The 15,655-nt window shown below is 33.8% G+C and carries 24 protein-coding genes; all 24 read right to left on the bottom strand.

Features of this window, described 5'->3' with window-relative positions; genetic code table 11:
• The gene (locus FCR2A7T_RS11665) at window positions 1-423 is read right to left on the bottom strand and encodes a hypothetical protein (RefSeq protein WP_023571503.1); all 423 of its coding nucleotides are present in this window, start codon (window positions 421-423) and stop codon (window positions 1-3) included.
• Window positions 424-425: 2 nt separating this feature from the next.
• Window positions 426-929 (bottom strand): hypothetical protein, encoded by a 504-nt coding sequence (locus FCR2A7T_RS11660; RefSeq protein WP_023571502.1) that lies wholly within the window; start codon window positions 927-929, stop codon window positions 426-428.
• Between the two features lie 205 nt (window positions 930-1,134).
• Entirely contained in the window at window positions 1,135-1,329 is a 195-nt protein-coding gene (locus tag FCR2A7T_RS11655; protein WP_014388695.1) for a hypothetical protein, read from the bottom strand.
• Window positions 1,326-2,135, bottom strand: a complete 810-nt coding sequence (locus FCR2A7T_RS11650; RefSeq protein ID WP_023571501.1) for a hypothetical protein — start codon at window positions 2,133-2,135, stop codon at window positions 1,326-1,328. Before FCR2A7T_RS11650 ends, FCR2A7T_RS11655 begins: the two co-directional genes overlap by 4 nt.
• A gap of 1 nt (window position 2,136) precedes the next feature.
• On the bottom strand, window positions 2,137-2,436 hold the full coding sequence (locus FCR2A7T_RS11645) for a hypothetical protein (protein ID WP_035118322.1): 300 nt from the start codon (window positions 2,434-2,436) through the stop codon (window positions 2,137-2,139).
• A gap of 1 nt (window position 2,437) precedes the next feature.
• The gene (locus FCR2A7T_RS11640; RefSeq protein ID WP_023571500.1) at window positions 2,438-2,812 is read right to left on the bottom strand and encodes a hypothetical protein; all 375 of its coding nucleotides are present in this window, start codon (window positions 2,810-2,812) and stop codon (window positions 2,438-2,440) included.
• A 56-nt stretch (window positions 2,813-2,868) separates the two neighbouring features.
• Window positions 2,869-3,432, bottom strand: coding sequence for a hypothetical protein (locus tag FCR2A7T_RS11635; RefSeq protein ID WP_023571499.1), 564 nt, complete (start codon window positions 3,430-3,432; stop codon window positions 2,869-2,871).
• Window positions 3,433-3,469: 37 nt separating this feature from the next.
• The gene (locus FCR2A7T_RS11630) at window positions 3,470-4,171 is read right to left on the bottom strand and encodes a hypothetical protein (protein ID WP_035119049.1); all 702 of its coding nucleotides are present in this window, start codon (window positions 4,169-4,171) and stop codon (window positions 3,470-3,472) included.
• An 11-nt stretch (window positions 4,172-4,182) separates the two neighbouring features.
• A complete protein-coding gene (locus FCR2A7T_RS11625; protein WP_023571497.1) occupies window positions 4,183-4,902 on the bottom strand; it encodes a hypothetical protein in 720 nt (239 codons plus the stop codon).
• A gap of 4 nt (window positions 4,903-4,906) precedes the next feature.
• Window positions 4,907-5,143 (bottom strand): hypothetical protein, encoded by a 237-nt coding sequence (locus FCR2A7T_RS11620; RefSeq protein ID WP_023571496.1) that lies wholly within the window; start codon window positions 5,141-5,143, stop codon window positions 4,907-4,909.
• Window positions 5,144-5,153: 10 nt separating this feature from the next.
• A complete protein-coding gene (locus FCR2A7T_RS11615) occupies window positions 5,154-6,014 on the bottom strand; it encodes a transglutaminase-like domain-containing protein (protein ID WP_035118320.1) in 861 nt (286 codons plus the stop codon).
• 133 nt (window positions 6,015-6,147) lie between these two features.
• Window positions 6,148-6,372 carry a hypothetical protein gene (locus FCR2A7T_RS11610; RefSeq protein WP_023571494.1) on the bottom strand — a complete coding sequence of 75 codons (225 nt, stop codon included), beginning with the start codon at window positions 6,370-6,372 and terminating at the stop codon, window positions 6,148-6,150.
• A gap of 223 nt (window positions 6,373-6,595) precedes the next feature.
• Complete coding sequence (locus FCR2A7T_RS11605; protein WP_035118318.1) at window positions 6,596-6,937, bottom strand: hypothetical protein; 342 nt, start codon at window positions 6,935-6,937, stop codon at window positions 6,596-6,598.
• Window positions 6,938-6,950: 13 nt separating this feature from the next.
• Window positions 6,951-7,562, bottom strand: a complete 612-nt coding sequence (locus tag FCR2A7T_RS11600; RefSeq protein ID WP_023571493.1) for an ATP-binding protein — start codon at window positions 7,560-7,562, stop codon at window positions 6,951-6,953.
• An 11-nt stretch (window positions 7,563-7,573) separates the two neighbouring features.
• Window positions 7,574-8,275, bottom strand: coding sequence for a transcriptional regulator (locus FCR2A7T_RS11595; RefSeq protein ID WP_240471517.1), 702 nt, complete (start codon window positions 8,273-8,275; stop codon window positions 7,574-7,576).
• A 92-nt stretch (window positions 8,276-8,367) separates the two neighbouring features.
• On the bottom strand, window positions 8,368-8,655 hold the full coding sequence (locus FCR2A7T_RS11590) for a helix-turn-helix domain-containing protein (protein ID WP_023571491.1): 288 nt from the start codon (window positions 8,653-8,655) through the stop codon (window positions 8,368-8,370).
• 89 nt (window positions 8,656-8,744) lie between these two features.
• Window positions 8,745-9,593, bottom strand: coding sequence for an RteC domain-containing protein (locus FCR2A7T_RS11585; RefSeq protein ID WP_023571490.1), 849 nt, complete (start codon window positions 9,591-9,593; stop codon window positions 8,745-8,747).
• A 59-nt stretch (window positions 9,594-9,652) separates the two neighbouring features.
• Window positions 9,653-10,204 (bottom strand): TMEM175 family protein, encoded by a 552-nt coding sequence (locus FCR2A7T_RS11580; RefSeq protein ID WP_023571489.1) that lies wholly within the window; start codon window positions 10,202-10,204, stop codon window positions 9,653-9,655.
• A gap of 3 nt (window positions 10,205-10,207) precedes the next feature.
• Window positions 10,208-10,492, bottom strand: coding sequence for a GNAT family N-acetyltransferase (locus tag FCR2A7T_RS11575; protein ID WP_023571488.1), 285 nt, complete (start codon window positions 10,490-10,492; stop codon window positions 10,208-10,210).
• Window positions 10,493-10,577: 85 nt separating this feature from the next.
• Window positions 10,578-11,240 (bottom strand): YoaK family protein, encoded by a 663-nt coding sequence (locus FCR2A7T_RS14835; RefSeq protein WP_023571487.1) that lies wholly within the window; start codon window positions 11,238-11,240, stop codon window positions 10,578-10,580.
• A gap of 3 nt (window positions 11,241-11,243) precedes the next feature.
• Entirely contained in the window at window positions 11,244-12,620 is a 1,377-nt protein-coding gene (locus tag FCR2A7T_RS11565; RefSeq protein WP_035118315.1) for an alginate export family protein, read from the bottom strand.
• Window positions 12,617-13,051, bottom strand: a complete 435-nt coding sequence (locus FCR2A7T_RS11560) for a DoxX family protein (RefSeq protein WP_023571486.1) — start codon at window positions 13,049-13,051, stop codon at window positions 12,617-12,619. Before FCR2A7T_RS11560 ends, FCR2A7T_RS11565 begins: the two co-directional genes overlap by 4 nt.
• A gap of 67 nt (window positions 13,052-13,118) precedes the next feature.
• Complete coding sequence (locus tag FCR2A7T_RS11555) at window positions 13,119-14,888, bottom strand: amidohydrolase (RefSeq protein ID WP_023571485.1); 1,770 nt, start codon at window positions 14,886-14,888, stop codon at window positions 13,119-13,121.
• 54 nt (window positions 14,889-14,942) lie between these two features.
• Complete coding sequence (locus FCR2A7T_RS11550) at window positions 14,943-15,629, bottom strand: hydrolase (protein WP_023571484.1); 687 nt, start codon at window positions 15,627-15,629, stop codon at window positions 14,943-14,945.
• Window positions 15,630-15,655: the final 26 nt, after the last annotated feature.

Here is a 15,655-nt window from a genome sequence, read left to right as displayed (position 1 = left end):
TTATAAGTATTTTGGATAATTTGATTTCAATAATTTATAATCGTTGTCGCTTAATTCCTCTTTGAACCAAACTTTCAAAGGGTGTTTTACAGGAGTTTGCCATAAGGCAAAATAGGTGTTACCTGTAAGCATGTTATAATACCTGCTGCCAAAAGCTTTAATGACCCATGAAAACTGTGCCTGACTTACTCCTGTGAGCGTGGCAAAAATGGTCTTGCGCTTCTCTGTATTTGTGAAGTTGGCTTCTTTCATCGCATCATAAAGCACTGTGGCTATTTCTTTGGCATTGAAGCTATCTTCTATAGTTCCTTGATTCAAATAGGCATTTCCGTTTTTATCTTTATTTGCTTGTGCTATTGCAAAGAGCAATATTCCTAATCCCGCTACGCTAATCGAGATAGGCAGTAATTTTGAACTGTCCATGATTAAAAAAAGTTGGGGATTAAAAAGCGTAATTCCATCAGTTCGTTTTGACTGAACTGGTCACCAAACCATTCTATCAAAGTCATTTTTTTGGATAAGGGATTGATTCCTTTTCTAAGTCCGAAAGCATTATGGATTCTCACGAATCCGTTAGGATTAACGCCCATAAGATTTTGTTTTACCGATTTAAAACCATTTCCGACACCATACATCGCACTGTAAATCGCTTCGGCTTTATTCTTTGCCATCCCTGTTGAAATATTGCTTGGTCTATCTCTTTTGTTTTCTTTCAAAGGTGAAAAACCGTTAAAAATCTTCTTGTAAACAAAGTAACCCACACCTAAAAAAAGCCCCATTTTCAAAATCCCTTTAACTATCGAGACCGTGGCATTTACTCCTGTACTTGTATTCTCAAGAGTTGTTGCAATCGCTTTTTGTCCTTGTGGGGTTGAAGCTACTGCGGTAAGTACTGCGGGATTATGTAAACCTTGTCTTTTCATATTCATTTCTTGGCTGTAGTATTGCTCCCAATTTCATTTTTACTCCGAGAATTTCATTTTTAGCATTCTAAAGAGTTGTCCCAGTAGTTGGTTCATTTTACTCTTCTAGTTTCATTTTTACTCTCTTAACTTGGAGCAATGCCTACACCTGTGCTTTATCATTGTTTCACCCGCCTGCAAATGGAGCATGCAGACGGGTTACTCCAACTTTCTACATTATGAACTCTTTGATAGTTTGCCAGCTCTGGGCATCGGTAACCATTGCAATGGCTTTTTTGGATTTCTTCAGCTCCACCAGTTTTTCCAATACTTCGTTATCCAAATCTGATAATTCCTGAATCAGCTTTGTCTTTTTCTGTAACTTAAAAGGATTGGTTTCCTTTGTTTTTATAGTTATTGTACTCATACTAACATTTGATGTTTTTGTAATAGCCCGAATAATTCCTGCGAGAAAATGTTGTTTTCAGATTTCTCGTTGATTTTCTGATAAATGACTGAAAGAAAAGTAATGGTATCATCGTCAAGGGTTCTGATAATGTCCAAAAATGCCTTTTTAGCATCCGAATAATTCTCATCTTCCAAATCTTCAGGAGAAGCCATTGCCAAACCACCACTTTCAACAGGTACATTAAACCCTAAACCCTTTAAGATGAGTGGAGCTTGTTTTACTACTCCTAAAAGCATATTGTTCAGGCTATCGTTACTCTCTTTGGTATATTTTCTTTGTAATTTCTCCTCTGTGAGCTCTTCATTTTTAGCTTTAAGTTCCCGATTGTATTTTTCAGATTCTTCTAATTTTCTAGCCAGTTCATCACGATCACGAGCTTGTAATTTCAAGTCGAAGATGTCAGCAATTCCCAAACCCATCAGACCTTCACTCTTTTTCTTTTTCTTCTTCTTTTTTGAAGTTTGTTTTGGTTCGTCCTCAATGTCTCTTGATTTAGACTGAACCTCACCAAAAGTTACATCAAAAGGGTCTCCTTCAATTTTGAAAGCGTTTACTCCATTTTTACGCTTCTCCTGAATAGTGAGTTTGGTAAAACCGTCACTGTAGAGTTTTTCAAAGAATTCTTCACTTGTGCCATAATCGTTTTTTATCTGTTCATGGGTTATGTTGCGAAAAATAGGCTTTGAGGTAGTCCTGTCGTAAACCGTAACAGCGCAAAATTTATCGCTTGCCAGTTTATCCATCAAATCATCTAATTGCTCCATTTTAAATTAGTTTTTTGTAGATAAGTAAAATCCTGTTTCGCTCTTTCACAGTAAAACTTCTCTTTATCAATATTGGGTCATTTGTCACCTCGCTTGTCAAAAAATTAAGCTCTAGTTGAACTTTTGAAAAAGTACCATCGGGAGGAATTAAAATCTGCTTCTGTGTTGGGTAAATAGTAACACCATTGATAATTGCAATTGTAGTTCCTGTATTTACAACCGAAAGGCAGGTAACTCCCTCTAAAATGGGAATTTGTTCTTCTCTAAACTCTCTTGTTATAAAAGCAGACTCTACAAACATGCTATACTTTTTTAATGTTATTATTGTATAAAAACACTACATGAAATTTTAATGGTACATTACCCGTTAATGGTTCGTCCAAAGCGAAAATGAGTGAATAATCCTTGTTACCTGTGTCGAAATTCAAAGGCTTGAAACTCTTTTCGTATTCGCCACCATTTGACTGTCTCCAGTTATCAATATGAACCGCAGGAATGATGGCAATACTGTTATCGTCTTTCATTTCAATGGATGCCATTGCACTAATGCTTTTTTCTATTCCATTGGTGTAAACCGCTACACCAGTGGTAAAACCAATAGGAAGTTTGAAGTTCTCCGAAGTATTACTTTCTCCAGGTTTTATAATTGCCTTTACTACATGTTGAATTTGTCGCATACTTTTTAAGATTTAAAAAGCCGCAGCCGTTAGGACTTCGGCTTTTATTTGTTCTCTTACTTTTTAGCCTCAGTTACTCTAAACTCCAATCGTAAAAACATATGAATCCCTTCTTTTATCGGAACGGTAACACCTTTAGGAAACTCCAATTCCAATTTGAACTCCTCTTTAGCTCTTAAAAGCGGGGTGGTTGCAATGGGACGATAATCTTCAGTTTTGAAGTTTTGAACATCGGTAAGAGGCAAATCAATGAGCATATCATTGGTTTGAATCAGCCTTAAATCAGCATTTTGCAATTCTGCGGGAAGAGTATCTCTACTTTGCCAATCCGCATTCTCAATTTTATCTCCTTTTGTGGTAAACTGCACACGGATAGCATCAATAACCACATCACGTCCTGAGTTTAGTAGGTTTCCATCAAAATTGGTAACCCCTACAATTTTTTTGGTATTGGCATCAACGAGTTCATTTATACCACTCATCCCGTCAACCTTTACGTTAAGATAAAAGGTCTTATCGACCAACTTTGTGGCTTGTGGTCTTACAACTTGATTGTTTTGACGTTGTCTTGCTCCTAAAACTTTAATTGCTCTTTGCAATTGTGGATTTCTATTTTCCATTTTTCTTTATGAATTAAATTTTACTTCTTGTTGTGGGTTACAGAATATAGTTTCCGTTTTCGTCGATATAAGCACCCAAGCCATCATCTTCATAAGCTCCTAATCCCTCATCCTCATAGCCACTTAAGCCATCTTCTACATAGTTTCCGTTAACATCAATGTAGCCTCCTAAACCATCTTCGTGATAGTTTCCTGCTTCATCAAAATATCCGTTTAAACCATCTTCTTCGTAACCATTTAAACCACTTTCGATATAATTACCATTGTCGTCAATATAACCGCCCAAACCATCACCTTCATGGGCATTTAAGCCGTTTTCAATGTAGTTGCCATTTATATCAATATAACCTCCTAAACCATCTTCGTGATAATTACCGTAGGCATCAATATAACCTTGTAAGCCATTTACCGCTCCTGAAAGACCTGCCGTCTTTTGCATAAATCTTCCAATTGTTGTTTCAGAATTTAGCTTTGAAGCTATTTTTTCAGACGAAAAAATATTCTTCACTAGTTCCAATCCATGAGCAATTGAAACACCAATTGCTGAACCTCTTAAAAGCGAACTTTTGGTATCGCTTCCGTTTACTTTTACCGCTAAAAATCCGGCACCAACAGCAACCGCTCCATTAACAACACCTTTTACCGTGTTGGAAGATGTCTCGGTCATAGTGCCTGTAAGACCTCTTGAGAGAGCGCCTACAACAACGGCTGAACTGATTGTTATTAATTCTTGTTTCATTTCTATGTTTATTAATTACTTTTTGAACTTGTTGCTAAAAGGATGGCTCCCACAGCACCCACACCGATAACAATAGGAATCGTGTAATTAGGCTTGTCAGTGGATGTAGTTCCGCTTTCGATTTGTGCCATTTCTTTTTGTGCTTGGGCTTCTTCTTTTAAATTTTGCACAGGAATATCCTTTACTTTGGAAATAGTTTCAAGCTGCACATCATTTGGAACTGCCTCACCGGTCTCTACTGTGCCGGTAGTTAAGGATTCCGCCGGAACCCCTTTTACTTCTGCAATGGTTTCCAATTGTGCAGGTGTCGGAGTCGCATTTGGCATTGCTTCAACTGGTTCGGAAGCTTCAACTTGTTGTGGTTCGTTGTAAACAGGCTGTGCCTGATTACCTGTAAAGACATTTTTAATTGTCGGTTTTACAACATTATTTATCGCAAATTTGCCTACTTTACTTTTGCCTAATTTTGTAGCTAATTTTATAGCTTTACTGCTTTTAACCTTGGTAAGTATTTTACCTACTTTGCTGTCAAGCACTTTGCTTACTATACCTCCTCCAGGAATAATACTCATAGCCATAGAAGCAATTGGAACTAATTTTTTACCAACTTTCACGGCATTCTTAATCGATACATTCTTTAATCGGATGTTCTTCTTAAGCATTTTACCAATTTTAAGTCCTCTGTTAAGACCCGCATTCAAACCTGTTGTTTGTTCTTCTAAAATCAACATATCATCATCTTTTTAAAAGTGTGTGTGGTGCTAGTACTCCTTTGATTAATCGTTTTCTTTGATTCTTTTTAATCAAAGTATGGGGTGCAAATGCTCCTTTAATGAGCATCCCTCTTTTGTTTTTGGGGATTAACAGATGTGGAGCAACTGCCATTTTAATGAGGTTCTTGAATTTCAGTCTTTTCAAGAAACCTCGGTTTAATCCCGCATTAAGACCTGTTTGTTCTTCTAATATTATCATACGCTGTTATTTAAAATGGAAATCTTCTACGAGGTTGAACTGTTTTTTTTGCAATACCTTTAAGCCCTCTTTTACTTCCATAGACACTATTAATCTTGACATAAATATTATAAGCTCCACCTTCACTTGTTGACTTATGTGCAATTGCATCACTGCCTAATGATTTTAACATGTTCTTCGCTTGTTCAGCGTTTCTAGCAAAATCGTACAACTCATAAACCTTTTTACAAGGCTTCTTAGTTACATACCAGCCTCTCTTTTTAGGAGCAGGACAATTCAATCCTATGTGTGGTAATTTCTGATCCATAAAAACATCTTTTTTATCCGTATAACTTGGCTCTTTGTTGCTTTGTATTGTACCATCAACAATTGCATGACCTTTATCTAGTTTTCCGTTCTCTTGATTAAAAGGTACAATCACATATACATGAGTGTACTGCTTTGGATTGAACTTAGGCTGTTTGATTTGCCTGATGTAATGCTTGATTCCCAAATTAATTAAAACCGAACTGGCGAAAATCGAATAGCTTTTACAATCAATTCCTTCACGACGGTTAAACCAACTATTGGCAGGGCTTCTTAAATTCTGTGTCACGCCATCTGCTTGATACTGAATGTCATAATACAGAAAATAATGAATCTTATCACAGGTTTCTTGAATCGTTTTTCCTTTGAGGATTTTTGATAGTTTGGCAACCTGTTTATAAAAAGTCTCCACCCAAACTTTCATCATTGAAACCGAGTAAAACGTATCACCTTTTTTGAGTTTTACCTTTTGTCCTTTAGGTTTTTCAATCAAGTGGTTGAACTCGTCACCGTTTTTTATCCTGCGCTTTAGAATTAAGTTGATTTCATCTTTGGTCATCTTCATTTACTAACTTTCATAAGCAAATGTTTGAAATAAAAAAACCTCGCCTTGAAGTATGGCGAGGTATGATAAAGTATTGCAATGATTTTTCAGGTATTCAAAGGTATTGTTAGGTATTACTGCAATTTGATTGCAATCAATCATCATCAAGATAATAACCTTTTGGTAATCCATAGGTTTCAACGAATTCCATAAATTCCAGATGTGGAATTATCTTAGTGTCTTTTGAAATGTTCTTTTCTTTCAGGATTTCATTAATTTGGTTCCTGATTTTAGCTTCGCTGAACTGATTGCAATACATTACAATGAGTTCAGCTTTAGTTACCGAATGCGGAAGCGTTTTTTTATTTTTTTTACTCATTTGTAGCTACTTTGCATGTTAAATTTATTTTCTCAAATCATTTATTCGGAATAAGATTCTAAAAACCTTATCTTCCAAATACTTCAGGATTCGATTTTTGCCCTTGAAGATAAAATCTAAAAATTGCAATGGGGAGGTTACAATTATTGCAAAGCATATTACTAATGCCAATATATTCAGGCAAACTATTTTAAATCGGTTTTTTACTTTCATAACTTTAAGTTTAAATATTGACAAGTTTTTCATGAATTATATCAGAGATAGTTTGCATTACTATTCCCTGTTCTTGAGTTCTTTCTTTTCTTTCCCACTGGCAACAATAGAGTAGAATAACAGATTGTGTTGGTGTTAAGCTAATATTTGAATCGGCTTTTTTACTTTCGATTTTTGTTCTAAAAATGTAGAACATAGTTTGTAGGGTATCAATAACAATTATATCATTGCAATACTTTTCATAATCCTTGCAATGATGAATATTATCAACCTTGTTTCGGATAAATTTTAGCAATTCAGATTGTATTATCTCAATGTCTATTTTCTTGATTTTTTTTAAGGTTATTTTCATATTGTTTTTTTAGTTAGCGTTTGTCTGCCGTATTTCTCTCAAATGCTATGAGATTCAACATCCCTCTTAATCTTGACCTTATTCTATTGCCGTAAGCTGTTTCTATTTCTGAAGCAGAAAGATTAGTTGTCAAATGAGTTTGTACTTTTCTTACTATGAATAAATCATACCTTGAGAGAATAATTTCTGCCATTACATTGCATTCGTTCCCATAGTATTTTAAGTTTTGCTCAACTCCTAAATCATCAAAGCAATAATTTTTATACTCCGTTTGGGAATAACTGCCACGACTGTATCGATGTATTATTTCGTAGCCTTCTTTTATGAATTCAAAACTTATATCCCTACAAGTCTTCAAATAAAAGCGATTGTTTTGTTTGGCAACATATTTCATCAAAGTCATTAAAGTTGTCTTTCCACAGCCCACAGGTCCCGATAATAGAATGCCTTTTGTCAAATCGATGCCATACTCATTAGTTTTTGTTTCATCTTTCAAAAAATAGGCTACAAGCTTTATGATATTAGGTGTATCCTGTTGTTTAAAATGAAATTTTTCTCCATAGTCTTGTTTGCCTTTCTGTTCCAACCAAGCTAAAATTTCGGGATAATTGTATTGTAAATTCATAGTTGATTCTCTTACAATGGTTCTGCATAGTCTTTGTCTTCTTGGGTGTATAAATTATTGGCTCTTGATTGCTCTCGATTCTGAGTTGAATTCATTGAAAATTTAGAAGTTGTAAGCACCCAATTTCTTGCGGCTGCATTCCAATCTTTCATTTTAGTTTTCCCTCCAATTAACCAGCCATTGCTTGTGTAATAATTAAAAAATCGTTCAGCTTCAATCTCAGGATAATCCTGATGCTTGAAATATTCCTTGACCAATTCTAAACTTGGACTTTCTTTTTTTTTCGCGGAACTTTTTTTTTCTTTCTCATCAGCTTCTAAATAATCTTCTTCAATTGAATCCTCAAAATTGCTTTCAATAGATATGTTTTTATTGTTTTTAAATGTTTGTTTATTATTATATATATGGGGTTCAATAACATGTTCAGTAGCCTGACCATTAACTTGTTCAATTATTGGTTTTGTATTGCCAATTATTGAACTACTTCTTCGCTTATTCCCATCAGAAAGATTATACAATATTACTTCTGTACCATGGTACGGATTATAGGATGGAAAATATTCTATGAATCCTAGCAATTGTAATTCCTTAATACATTTGTGATAGGTTGCTTTTGAGGCTATCCTACTGGCTTTCATCATTTCATCCCTAGAAATTGTAATTGGATTTTTAAACCGATTTACATTCCAACTTTGAAACAATGCTAAATACAAACTGATGTGGGTAGGGTAAATTATTTCTTCATTGCCGATGCAATTGAAAAAACCTGTCAGATGCTTAATGTAATTCATTCAATAGGATCACATTACTTGAAAAGAGTAGAACCCCTTTTTTGTGTATTGCCATTCAAAACTTTTTCAATATCTGAATAGTTATAATACATGATTCCGCCAATTTTGGTAAAAGTGAGCGTTCCGTTAATACGGAGATTTTGTAAAGTTCCGGGGGAAATGTTAAGCAATTTTCGGACTTCGTTGGATTTGAGCCATTGCTTTATTTGTTGAGATTGTGGTTGAATGAGTTGTTTTAAATCATTCAATAAAAGATTTCTGAATTCGTTTAAATCTTCACGGGTAATTACTTCGATAGCCATAACGTATGTTTTAGATTGTTATGACACAAAATTGTTGTGTTTAGAGGATTTTATTTCACAACGGAGATGGTGTTGCGAACGATTTTTAGTTAAATAATATCATCTGCATTATCCATTCTTTTTAAAAGTGTTTCGTTTAATGAACTAATAAACTTTGTTCTGTCGCTCTTTCTAGCCCTGATTTCAAGGAATGCACGGCGATATTGTCCTAAATCAATTTCAAAAATCTGTTCAAAATATTCAGCAATATCTTTTAAATCGACAGCTCCATTATTAAAAGTACCCTCTGAATGCAGTGCGTACAATAATTCTGTTAAGGCTACTTTTGAGCCAGTCCACATCAATTTAATGTTTGGTTTGCGTTGTGATTTTTCGAAGCCATCTTTATTTTCAATCATAACTAATTGGTTTTCTAAATATAATTGAATTAAATCATTTGCTAAAATTCGTGCTACTTTAAAATCGTGTGATGTTGAAAAAGAAGTATCAGCTTCAAAATAATAGCTATCTAATGCCAATTTGATGTCAAATTTTCCTCTTTGAAAATATTTATAATCAAGATAAATACTTCCCGACCGGTAATATTGGTAAAATTCTAATTCGTTATCGAAAAATGATTTTAGCTTTGAAAGTTCATTATGGTAATATTTTTTCAGTATTCGATTTCCACCATTAGGTCTTTTCATTTCAATCTTATAAATCATATTGTAATAAATAAGTTTTGATGTGAGTTGAGGCTTAATCTCTTTAAAAAATAATATTTCTTCGCTATCTGATTTAAATTTATTTTTTTGAACAATCTTTTTAAGATTTGTCATTGATTTTAAAATGATGTCAACTGCTTTTTCACTTTTTGTAATTATATTATCAATTTCTAAATCTATAAAATTTAATTGCTCGTTTAAGTTAATAATAAGATTTGAAGCTTTTGAATTCAATTAATTGCAAATTATGGTGAGTTAATTAGAAAGTTCATTAAGTAGCATAAATAATATGTTTATTCATTAGGTCGAAACCAAATGACTGCCAGAATAACATAAATACCAGATGCAATGACTGGAGCTATAAAACTCAACAGAAAACCAATAAAGTATAGAAATATAGAAAGGTAAGATTTGAAATTTAGTTTCTCATGTAATATTTTTTCTCCTTCTTTCTTTGTTGAATTATTTAAAGTTATGACTAATATACTCCAAGATACACTTGCCATTAATAAAACAAAACCATAAAATGCAGTTGGAATTTCTTTAAAATGATATTCACCCACATAACTGGTTGCTAATGGGAAGAATGATAACCAAAATAAAAGATGCAAATTTGCCCAAAGAATTTTACCGTTTATTTTATTAATGTTATGGATTAAATGATGATGATTTATCCAATAAATTCCTAGGTAAACAAAACTCAATAAGTAAATAATAAATTTTGGTATTAATTTACATAATTCCTCAAAAGAAGAGTTACCAGGTGTTTTAAATTCAATAACCATAATTGTTATTATGATTGCAATAACTCCATCACTAAAAGCTTCTAATCTAGTTTTTGTCATATTTTATTTTTTTAAAACATCTTGAATATCCGGTAGTCTTTTAAACATTGCATTGGCAAAAGGACATAATGGTATTATCTTGATGTTTTTTTCTCTAGCCATTTCAACAATTTTGTAAAGTAGTTGTTTACCAACACCTTTAAATTCAGGTTCGACTTCTGTGTGATCAATAATAATAAAATCACTATTAGTAATTGAGTAGGTCATTACTCCGGCTTTTTGAGAATTTACACTTGCGATTGCAAACCCTTTATTGTCTTGTTCTTTGATTACAATTTCTGTTTCCATATTTTTTTAAGTTTAAGTGCTATTTCTACACTAATTGTTTTTATTGATTATTTGCATTGATTTTATTATGAAGAAAATTTTAGATTCATTCTCCAACAGATTTTAAAACTAGTTCTCTCCAAATATTGTTTTTAGTAATTAAAATCATCAATAAAATTATTACAGATGGAATTAAAAAAGATTTTATCCCTATAAAATGAACAATTATGGCTCCAATTATAGCTCCTGATAAAAAGCCTAATATTGGAGAAATTATTCTAAGAACATTACTTACATTCTGTTTTAAAAAACGATTACTTGCTTCAATTGCTAATAAGGTTACGTTTCCTGTCATCACCGTAGTAGGTAATAATTTATTCAGAATAATTTTCATATAGGCATTTTGAATTCCCATAGCAATAACACCAATTGTTCCTATTGCCAAAAAACTAAATTGATTTTGTAAAAAGCACATAATCAGAAGTAAACAAGCTTGAACTAATAATGCAATTTTCAACTTATAATAAGTTTCTGTTTTACTAATTTTAAAATAAATTGAGGTTAAAAAAACACTTGTAAAGAAAATCGGTATTAATATTAACTGTAAAATATTCGTTTCATAATGACTATTATTAAAACTAGCACCAACCAGTACTAAATTGCCAGTAACATGAGCCGTAAAAATACCGCTAAGAGCAATAAAACCAGCAGTATCCACATAACCGGCAATAAAACTAAAAATAAATGCTATGGTATTAATCTTCTTCAATTGTTAAAATTTTAATTGAGCTGTAAATCCGGCAAATACTACGTCTTTACCCGAACCGACTTCTTTTAGATAATTACCTGAGTCAAACCATGTAAATTCTCCTCTTAAATTTAAAAAATCATTAGCTTTAATATTTAGTGTGCCTGATAATTGATTACCAATATGTTTTTCATTGGTAGTACCGTCAGAATAAATAAGTGCTACATTGGGAGCATATAATCCATCTTTACTTTGTTGTCTCCAGAATAAATCATAATCAACATCAAAACTAACTTTTTTAGATAGCTCTAACGAAACAGAAGGGTGAACATCTATAAGGTTTGAAGGACCGATTAATGCTGCAAAACCAAAATAAGCTCCTTTAGGAAATAACGGATTAAAGGTTTGAAGCTTATTATCACTCATATTGCCGTCTCCGCTGACTAATTCTGTTTTTAAACCAACTTCCGGTTTGAGTTTTAAACCACTAAACTTATAAGAAGTATTAACTGATGCTGTCCAAGCCGAAATATTTTTCGCCCAAAAATCTCCAAATTGATATACTGCTTCAGTATCGTATTTCCAATCTTCTTTTGTACTGAATAACCTCACACCAACAGAATGACGTAATTCTTTACCCACACCGTCATTAAAAGCGGATTTTCTTTTCCAAAGACCTAAATAATATAAATCGATATTCTTAACTACAGGTAAATGATTGAAAGTAAAATAAGTTCCCCACAACTTCGTGTTTTTATTGAAATGGTCATCAAATATTTCTCTTTTAGAAGCTACATAATGCCCATAAAAAGTTTCAAATTTATAATTCTCTTTAATAAAAAGAGCTCTTACAGCATCAAATGACTGGCGATTATTCGGATTTTCTCTAACAGAAACTAATCGCTGAGAGCCGTACATCAATTCCTGTCTTCCTATTCTAAAAGTAAATTTTGTGTTTTCTGAAGCAATCAGATTAACATCGACAAAAGCCTGATGTAAATCAAGTGGATTTTCTTCTACAGGACTAGGCTGTATTCTACCATCAACTAAACTACTTTGCAATTGAGCAAAAAGGCGAAAAGTTTTTCCAGCATGAAAATCAGTATGAAAAAGAAAACGACTCATTACATAACCATCATTGTCTTTAGGATCATCTCCCCAAGTTTCATTCTTGGTATAAAAATACTGAAAACGAGCTTCTCCACCATAACTGATAAACGTATTTCCTTCTTTAGATAAAGGAGTATATTTCATCTTATCATACCAATTTAGGGTACTATCATTTTTTAGATAAGAATAATCTTCATCATATCGTAATGACTTAAAGTTCGGAGCTGTTTGCGATAAAGCTTTTACAGATAACAAACTTATAAATAACAGTATAGAAAGTGTTTTTTTCATTTTCGTGCTTTTTGATTAATAAAATAATCAAGAGAATATCTTCCAGAACCTAGAATAAATAACAACAAGTAACATAAACTATACATATATGGCGTGTCTTTTATCAACAAAGAATCATTCCAGTGCAAAACGAAATATCCAGTGAGTGTTACTGCCAATATAGGTAAAACGGCAATTCGGGTAAAGAATCCGAAAATGACCAATACTGGAAAAAAAAGATTAGCAGCATTGGCAAACAAGCTATTGAAAGCTTCTGGCAAATGCAACGGATTGGGTACTTGCTCGGCAGCAGCCACTCCAATTCCCAATTTTTTAAGTCCGTGCGCCACCATTAATTCTACCGAAAGTGATATTCTGAATACCAATAACGCTATATCGACTACATAAGCAGACGGATAAACATTTGTTATTTTTTGAATTAGATTTTTCATAACTAAATCGTTTTTAAAAGAAATGCTGTGTTATTTTGTACTTCAAAAAACACAGCATTTTTAAGAATTATTTGGTTTGATAACCACCAAAGTATTTTACAGGACTCCATTCTGGAATTACTGGTAAAGCAGCTGGTGCAACGGTTTTATATTCGTCGTTACCATAAACTACTTTTCCATCTACAATTGTTAATTTTGAAGTAATTCCTTTAATAGCTTCGTCTTCAACCGAAAGATAATCTTTGTCTAGGATAACCAAATCGGCAAAATATCCTTTTTCAATTTTTCCTTTTGATTGTTCTTTAATCAAATCAAATCCACCTTTAGTAAACAGTTTTAAAGCTGTTTTTCTATCCAATGTATTTTCTTTTGCCATAACCTGAGTTCCTCCAATAGTTTTACCGGTGGTAATCCAATATAACGAAACCCAAGGGTTATAACTAGCAACACGTGTTCCATCGGTTCCCAAACCAACAGGCAAGCCCAATTCTAACATACGTTTAACCGGCGGTGCTGCCAAAGCGGCTTTTTTACCATAACGATGAATAAAACTTTCGCCCTGATAAGCCATTCGGTGCTGAATTGCAATTCCTCCGCCTAAAGCTTTAATGCGTTGCAGGTTTTGCTCGCTGATGGTTTCGGCGTGGTCAAAAAACCAAACCAATCCGTTGAGTGGTGTTTCTTTGTTTACAGCTTCAATAACATCTAAATCTCTCGAAATACTTTCGTTATACGTTGCGTGTAAACGAAAAGGCCAACGTTTTTTTACCAACAGACTGATGACATCTTTAAGATTTTTTTCCATAGTAGCTGGTAATTCAGGACGTGGGAAAAGGAAATTTTCAAAATCGGCTGCATCAGCAACCAAGTTTTCGCCACCACCTTCTACGTGATAATCGACTTCGTTAATTCCGTTATGTCCGTGGTCGTCAATTTCGACCATTCCTGTCCATTTGGTATAGTCAGCTAATTCGGTTCCTTTTTTCTGTGCAAACAAAAAGAAAGGCAAGCGCATGGTAATTTTTCCTTGTTTGTTTAACTCTTCGGTAATACCATAATCGTCTGGGAAGTTTTGAAAACCACCACCGGCGTCCATTACGGCAGTTACACCCAAACGGTTCAATTCGGTCATGTATTGCAAAGTCGAATTTACTTTTTCTTCTTTTGTCAATTCAGGCAATTTAGCCAAGGTTGAATACAAAATAAACGCATTCGGCTCGGCAACTAGCAATCCGGTTGGATTTCCGTCGTTGTCTTTTTCGATAAGTCCACCAGCTGGATTAGGCGTGTCGGCATTGATGTTCAATTTTTGAATTCCCGATTTGTTTAACCATGCTTTTCCATAAAGGTACAAAATGAACGTAGGTACATTTCCGGTGGCTTCGTTAATTTCGGCTATGGTTGGTAATCGTTTTTCTTCGAACTGATATTCGTTCCAACCCCCAACTACACGAATCCATTGACCTTCTGGCGTATGCGAAGCTTGTTCTTTCAGCATTTGCAAAGCACGTTTTAACGAAGTTACTCCGTCCCAGCGCAATTCTGTATTATAAAATCTACCACCGCGAATCACGTGTAAATGACTGTCGAAAAGCCCAGGAATTACACGATTTCCCTTGGCATCAATAATTTTTGTTTGTTTTGATTTTAGTTTGAGAACCTGTGCGTTTGTTCCTACCTGAGTAATTTTGTTTCCGGAGATAGCCACCGCCTGAACTTCAGGGTTTTTGTCGTCGAGTGTTGTTACTTTACCATTAATAACAATCACGTCGGCTTTTTGAGCAAAAGAGACACCGGCAAACAATAACGAAAGAGAAACTGTATAAATTGTTTTCATAGTGTATTGAGTTTAAAAAAGGCAGGTATTTTGCCTGCCTTTATTTGATAAATCTTAGTGTTTCAACATTTCTTTAGCATATTGTATACCTAAACCATAAGCACCACCATATTTTTTAGCTAAAGTTGTAACAGCCACATAAGTTTCGCCACGAGCCCAATCTCTTTGCAATTCTAAAAGATATTGTAATGATGTGATTGGTTTTGCTCCAGCTTGTACCATACGAGTCACTGCTTGATCATGGGCTTCTTTAGAAACGTCTCCCGAAGCATCAGTAATTACATATACTTCATATCCTTCGCTGATTGATGATAATACTGGTCCAACAATACAAACGCTTGTCCACAAACCTGCAAATACTAATTTCTTTTTACCTTTTCCGGTAATTGCTTTATGAGCACTTACATCTTCCCAAGTGTTCATCGTAGTTCTGTCGATGTATTGAGCTGTGTTTGGATAAGCTTCTAAAATTTCAGGGAATACTGGTCCGCTGAATGATTTTTCAGCAACTGTAGTTACAACTGTTGACACGTTAAATATTTTTGAAGCACCTGCAACTAAACCTACGTTGTTTCTCAATTCGATAGCATCAATGCTTTTTGTAGCAAATGCCATTTGTCCTTCGTGGTCAATTAACACTAAGGCATGATTTGTTGGATTTAATAATTCTGGACTTGGTTTTTGTGCAAATCCTGTTAAAGCTGATAAGCTTAATACTAAAGTTAAAATTACTTTTTTCATCTTGTTTAAAATTTAAATTGTGTTAA

The organism is Flavobacterium cauense R2A-7 (assembly GCF_000498475.1).
Classification (GTDB): Bacteria; Bacteroidota; Bacteroidia; order Flavobacteriales; family Flavobacteriaceae; genus Flavobacterium; species Flavobacterium cauense.
The sequence above is the reverse complement of the archived record's forward strand: the minus strand, read 5'-3'. Positions and strand labels throughout refer to the sequence as shown.

What these genes read in the sequence shown, in the direction of transcription:
- FCR2A7T_RS11665 (WP_023571503.1), bottom strand. Translation starts at nt 423, where the DNA reads ATGGACAGTTCAAAATTACTGCCTATCTCGATTAGCGTAGCGGGATTA.
- FCR2A7T_RS11660 (WP_023571502.1), bottom strand. Translation starts at nt 929, where the DNA reads ATGAATATGAAAAGACAAGGTTTACATAATCCCGCAGTACTTACCGCA.
- FCR2A7T_RS11655 (WP_014388695.1), bottom strand. Translation starts at nt 1,329, where the DNA reads ATGAGTACAATAACTATAAAAACAAAGGAAACCAATCCTTTTAAGTTA.
- FCR2A7T_RS11650 (WP_023571501.1), bottom strand. Translation starts at nt 2,135, where the DNA reads ATGGAGCAATTAGATGATTTGATGGATAAACTGGCAAGCGATAAATTT.
- FCR2A7T_RS11645 (WP_035118322.1), bottom strand. Translation starts at nt 2,436, where the DNA reads ATGTTTGTAGAGTCTGCTTTTATAACAAGAGAGTTTAGAGAAGAACAA.
- FCR2A7T_RS11640 (WP_023571500.1), bottom strand. Translation starts at nt 2,812, where the DNA reads ATGCGACAAATTCAACATGTAGTAAAGGCAATTATAAAACCTGGAGAA.
- FCR2A7T_RS11635 (WP_023571499.1), bottom strand. Translation starts at nt 3,432, where the DNA reads ATGGAAAATAGAAATCCACAATTGCAAAGAGCAATTAAAGTTTTAGGA.
- FCR2A7T_RS11630 (WP_035119049.1), bottom strand. Translation starts at nt 4,171, where the DNA reads ATGAAACAAGAATTAATAACAATCAGTTCAGCCGTTGTTGTAGGCGCT.
- FCR2A7T_RS11625 (WP_023571497.1), bottom strand. Translation starts at nt 4,902, where the DNA reads ATGTTGATTTTAGAAGAACAAACAACAGGTTTGAATGCGGGTCTTAAC.
- FCR2A7T_RS11620 (WP_023571496.1), bottom strand. Translation starts at nt 5,143, where the DNA reads ATGATAATATTAGAAGAACAAACAGGTCTTAATGCGGGATTAAACCGA.
- FCR2A7T_RS11615 (WP_035118320.1), bottom strand. Translation starts at nt 6,014, where the DNA reads ATGAAGATGACCAAAGATGAAATCAACTTAATTCTAAAGCGCAGGATA.
- FCR2A7T_RS11610 (WP_023571494.1), bottom strand. Translation starts at nt 6,372, where the DNA reads ATGAGTAAAAAAAATAAAAAAACGCTTCCGCATTCGGTAACTAAAGCT.
- FCR2A7T_RS11605 (WP_035118318.1), bottom strand. Translation starts at nt 6,937, where the DNA reads ATGAAAATAACCTTAAAAAAAATCAAGAAAATAGACATTGAGATAATA.
- FCR2A7T_RS11600 (WP_023571493.1), bottom strand. Translation starts at nt 7,562, where the DNA reads ATGAATTTACAATACAATTATCCCGAAATTTTAGCTTGGTTGGAACAG.
- FCR2A7T_RS11590 (WP_023571491.1), bottom strand. Translation starts at nt 8,655, where the DNA reads ATGGCTATCGAAGTAATTACCCGTGAAGATTTAAACGAATTCAGAAAT.
- FCR2A7T_RS11580 (WP_023571489.1), bottom strand. Translation starts at nt 10,204, where the DNA reads ATGACAAAAACTAGATTAGAAGCTTTTAGTGATGGAGTTATTGCAATC.
- FCR2A7T_RS11575 (WP_023571488.1), bottom strand. Translation starts at nt 10,492, where the DNA reads ATGGAAACAGAAATTGTAATCAAAGAACAAGACAATAAAGGGTTTGCA.
- FCR2A7T_RS11565 (WP_035118315.1), bottom strand. Translation starts at nt 12,620, where the DNA reads ATGAAAAAAACACTTTCTATACTGTTATTTATAAGTTTGTTATCTGTA.
- FCR2A7T_RS11560 (WP_023571486.1), bottom strand. Translation starts at nt 13,051, where the DNA reads ATGAAAAATCTAATTCAAAAAATAACAAATGTTTATCCGTCTGCTTAT.
- FCR2A7T_RS11555 (WP_023571485.1), bottom strand. Translation starts at nt 14,888, where the DNA reads ATGAAAACAATTTATACAGTTTCTCTTTCGTTATTGTTTGCCGGTGTC.
- FCR2A7T_RS11550 (WP_023571484.1), bottom strand. Translation starts at nt 15,629, where the DNA reads ATGAAAAAAGTAATTTTAACTTTAGTATTAAGCTTATCAGCTTTAACA.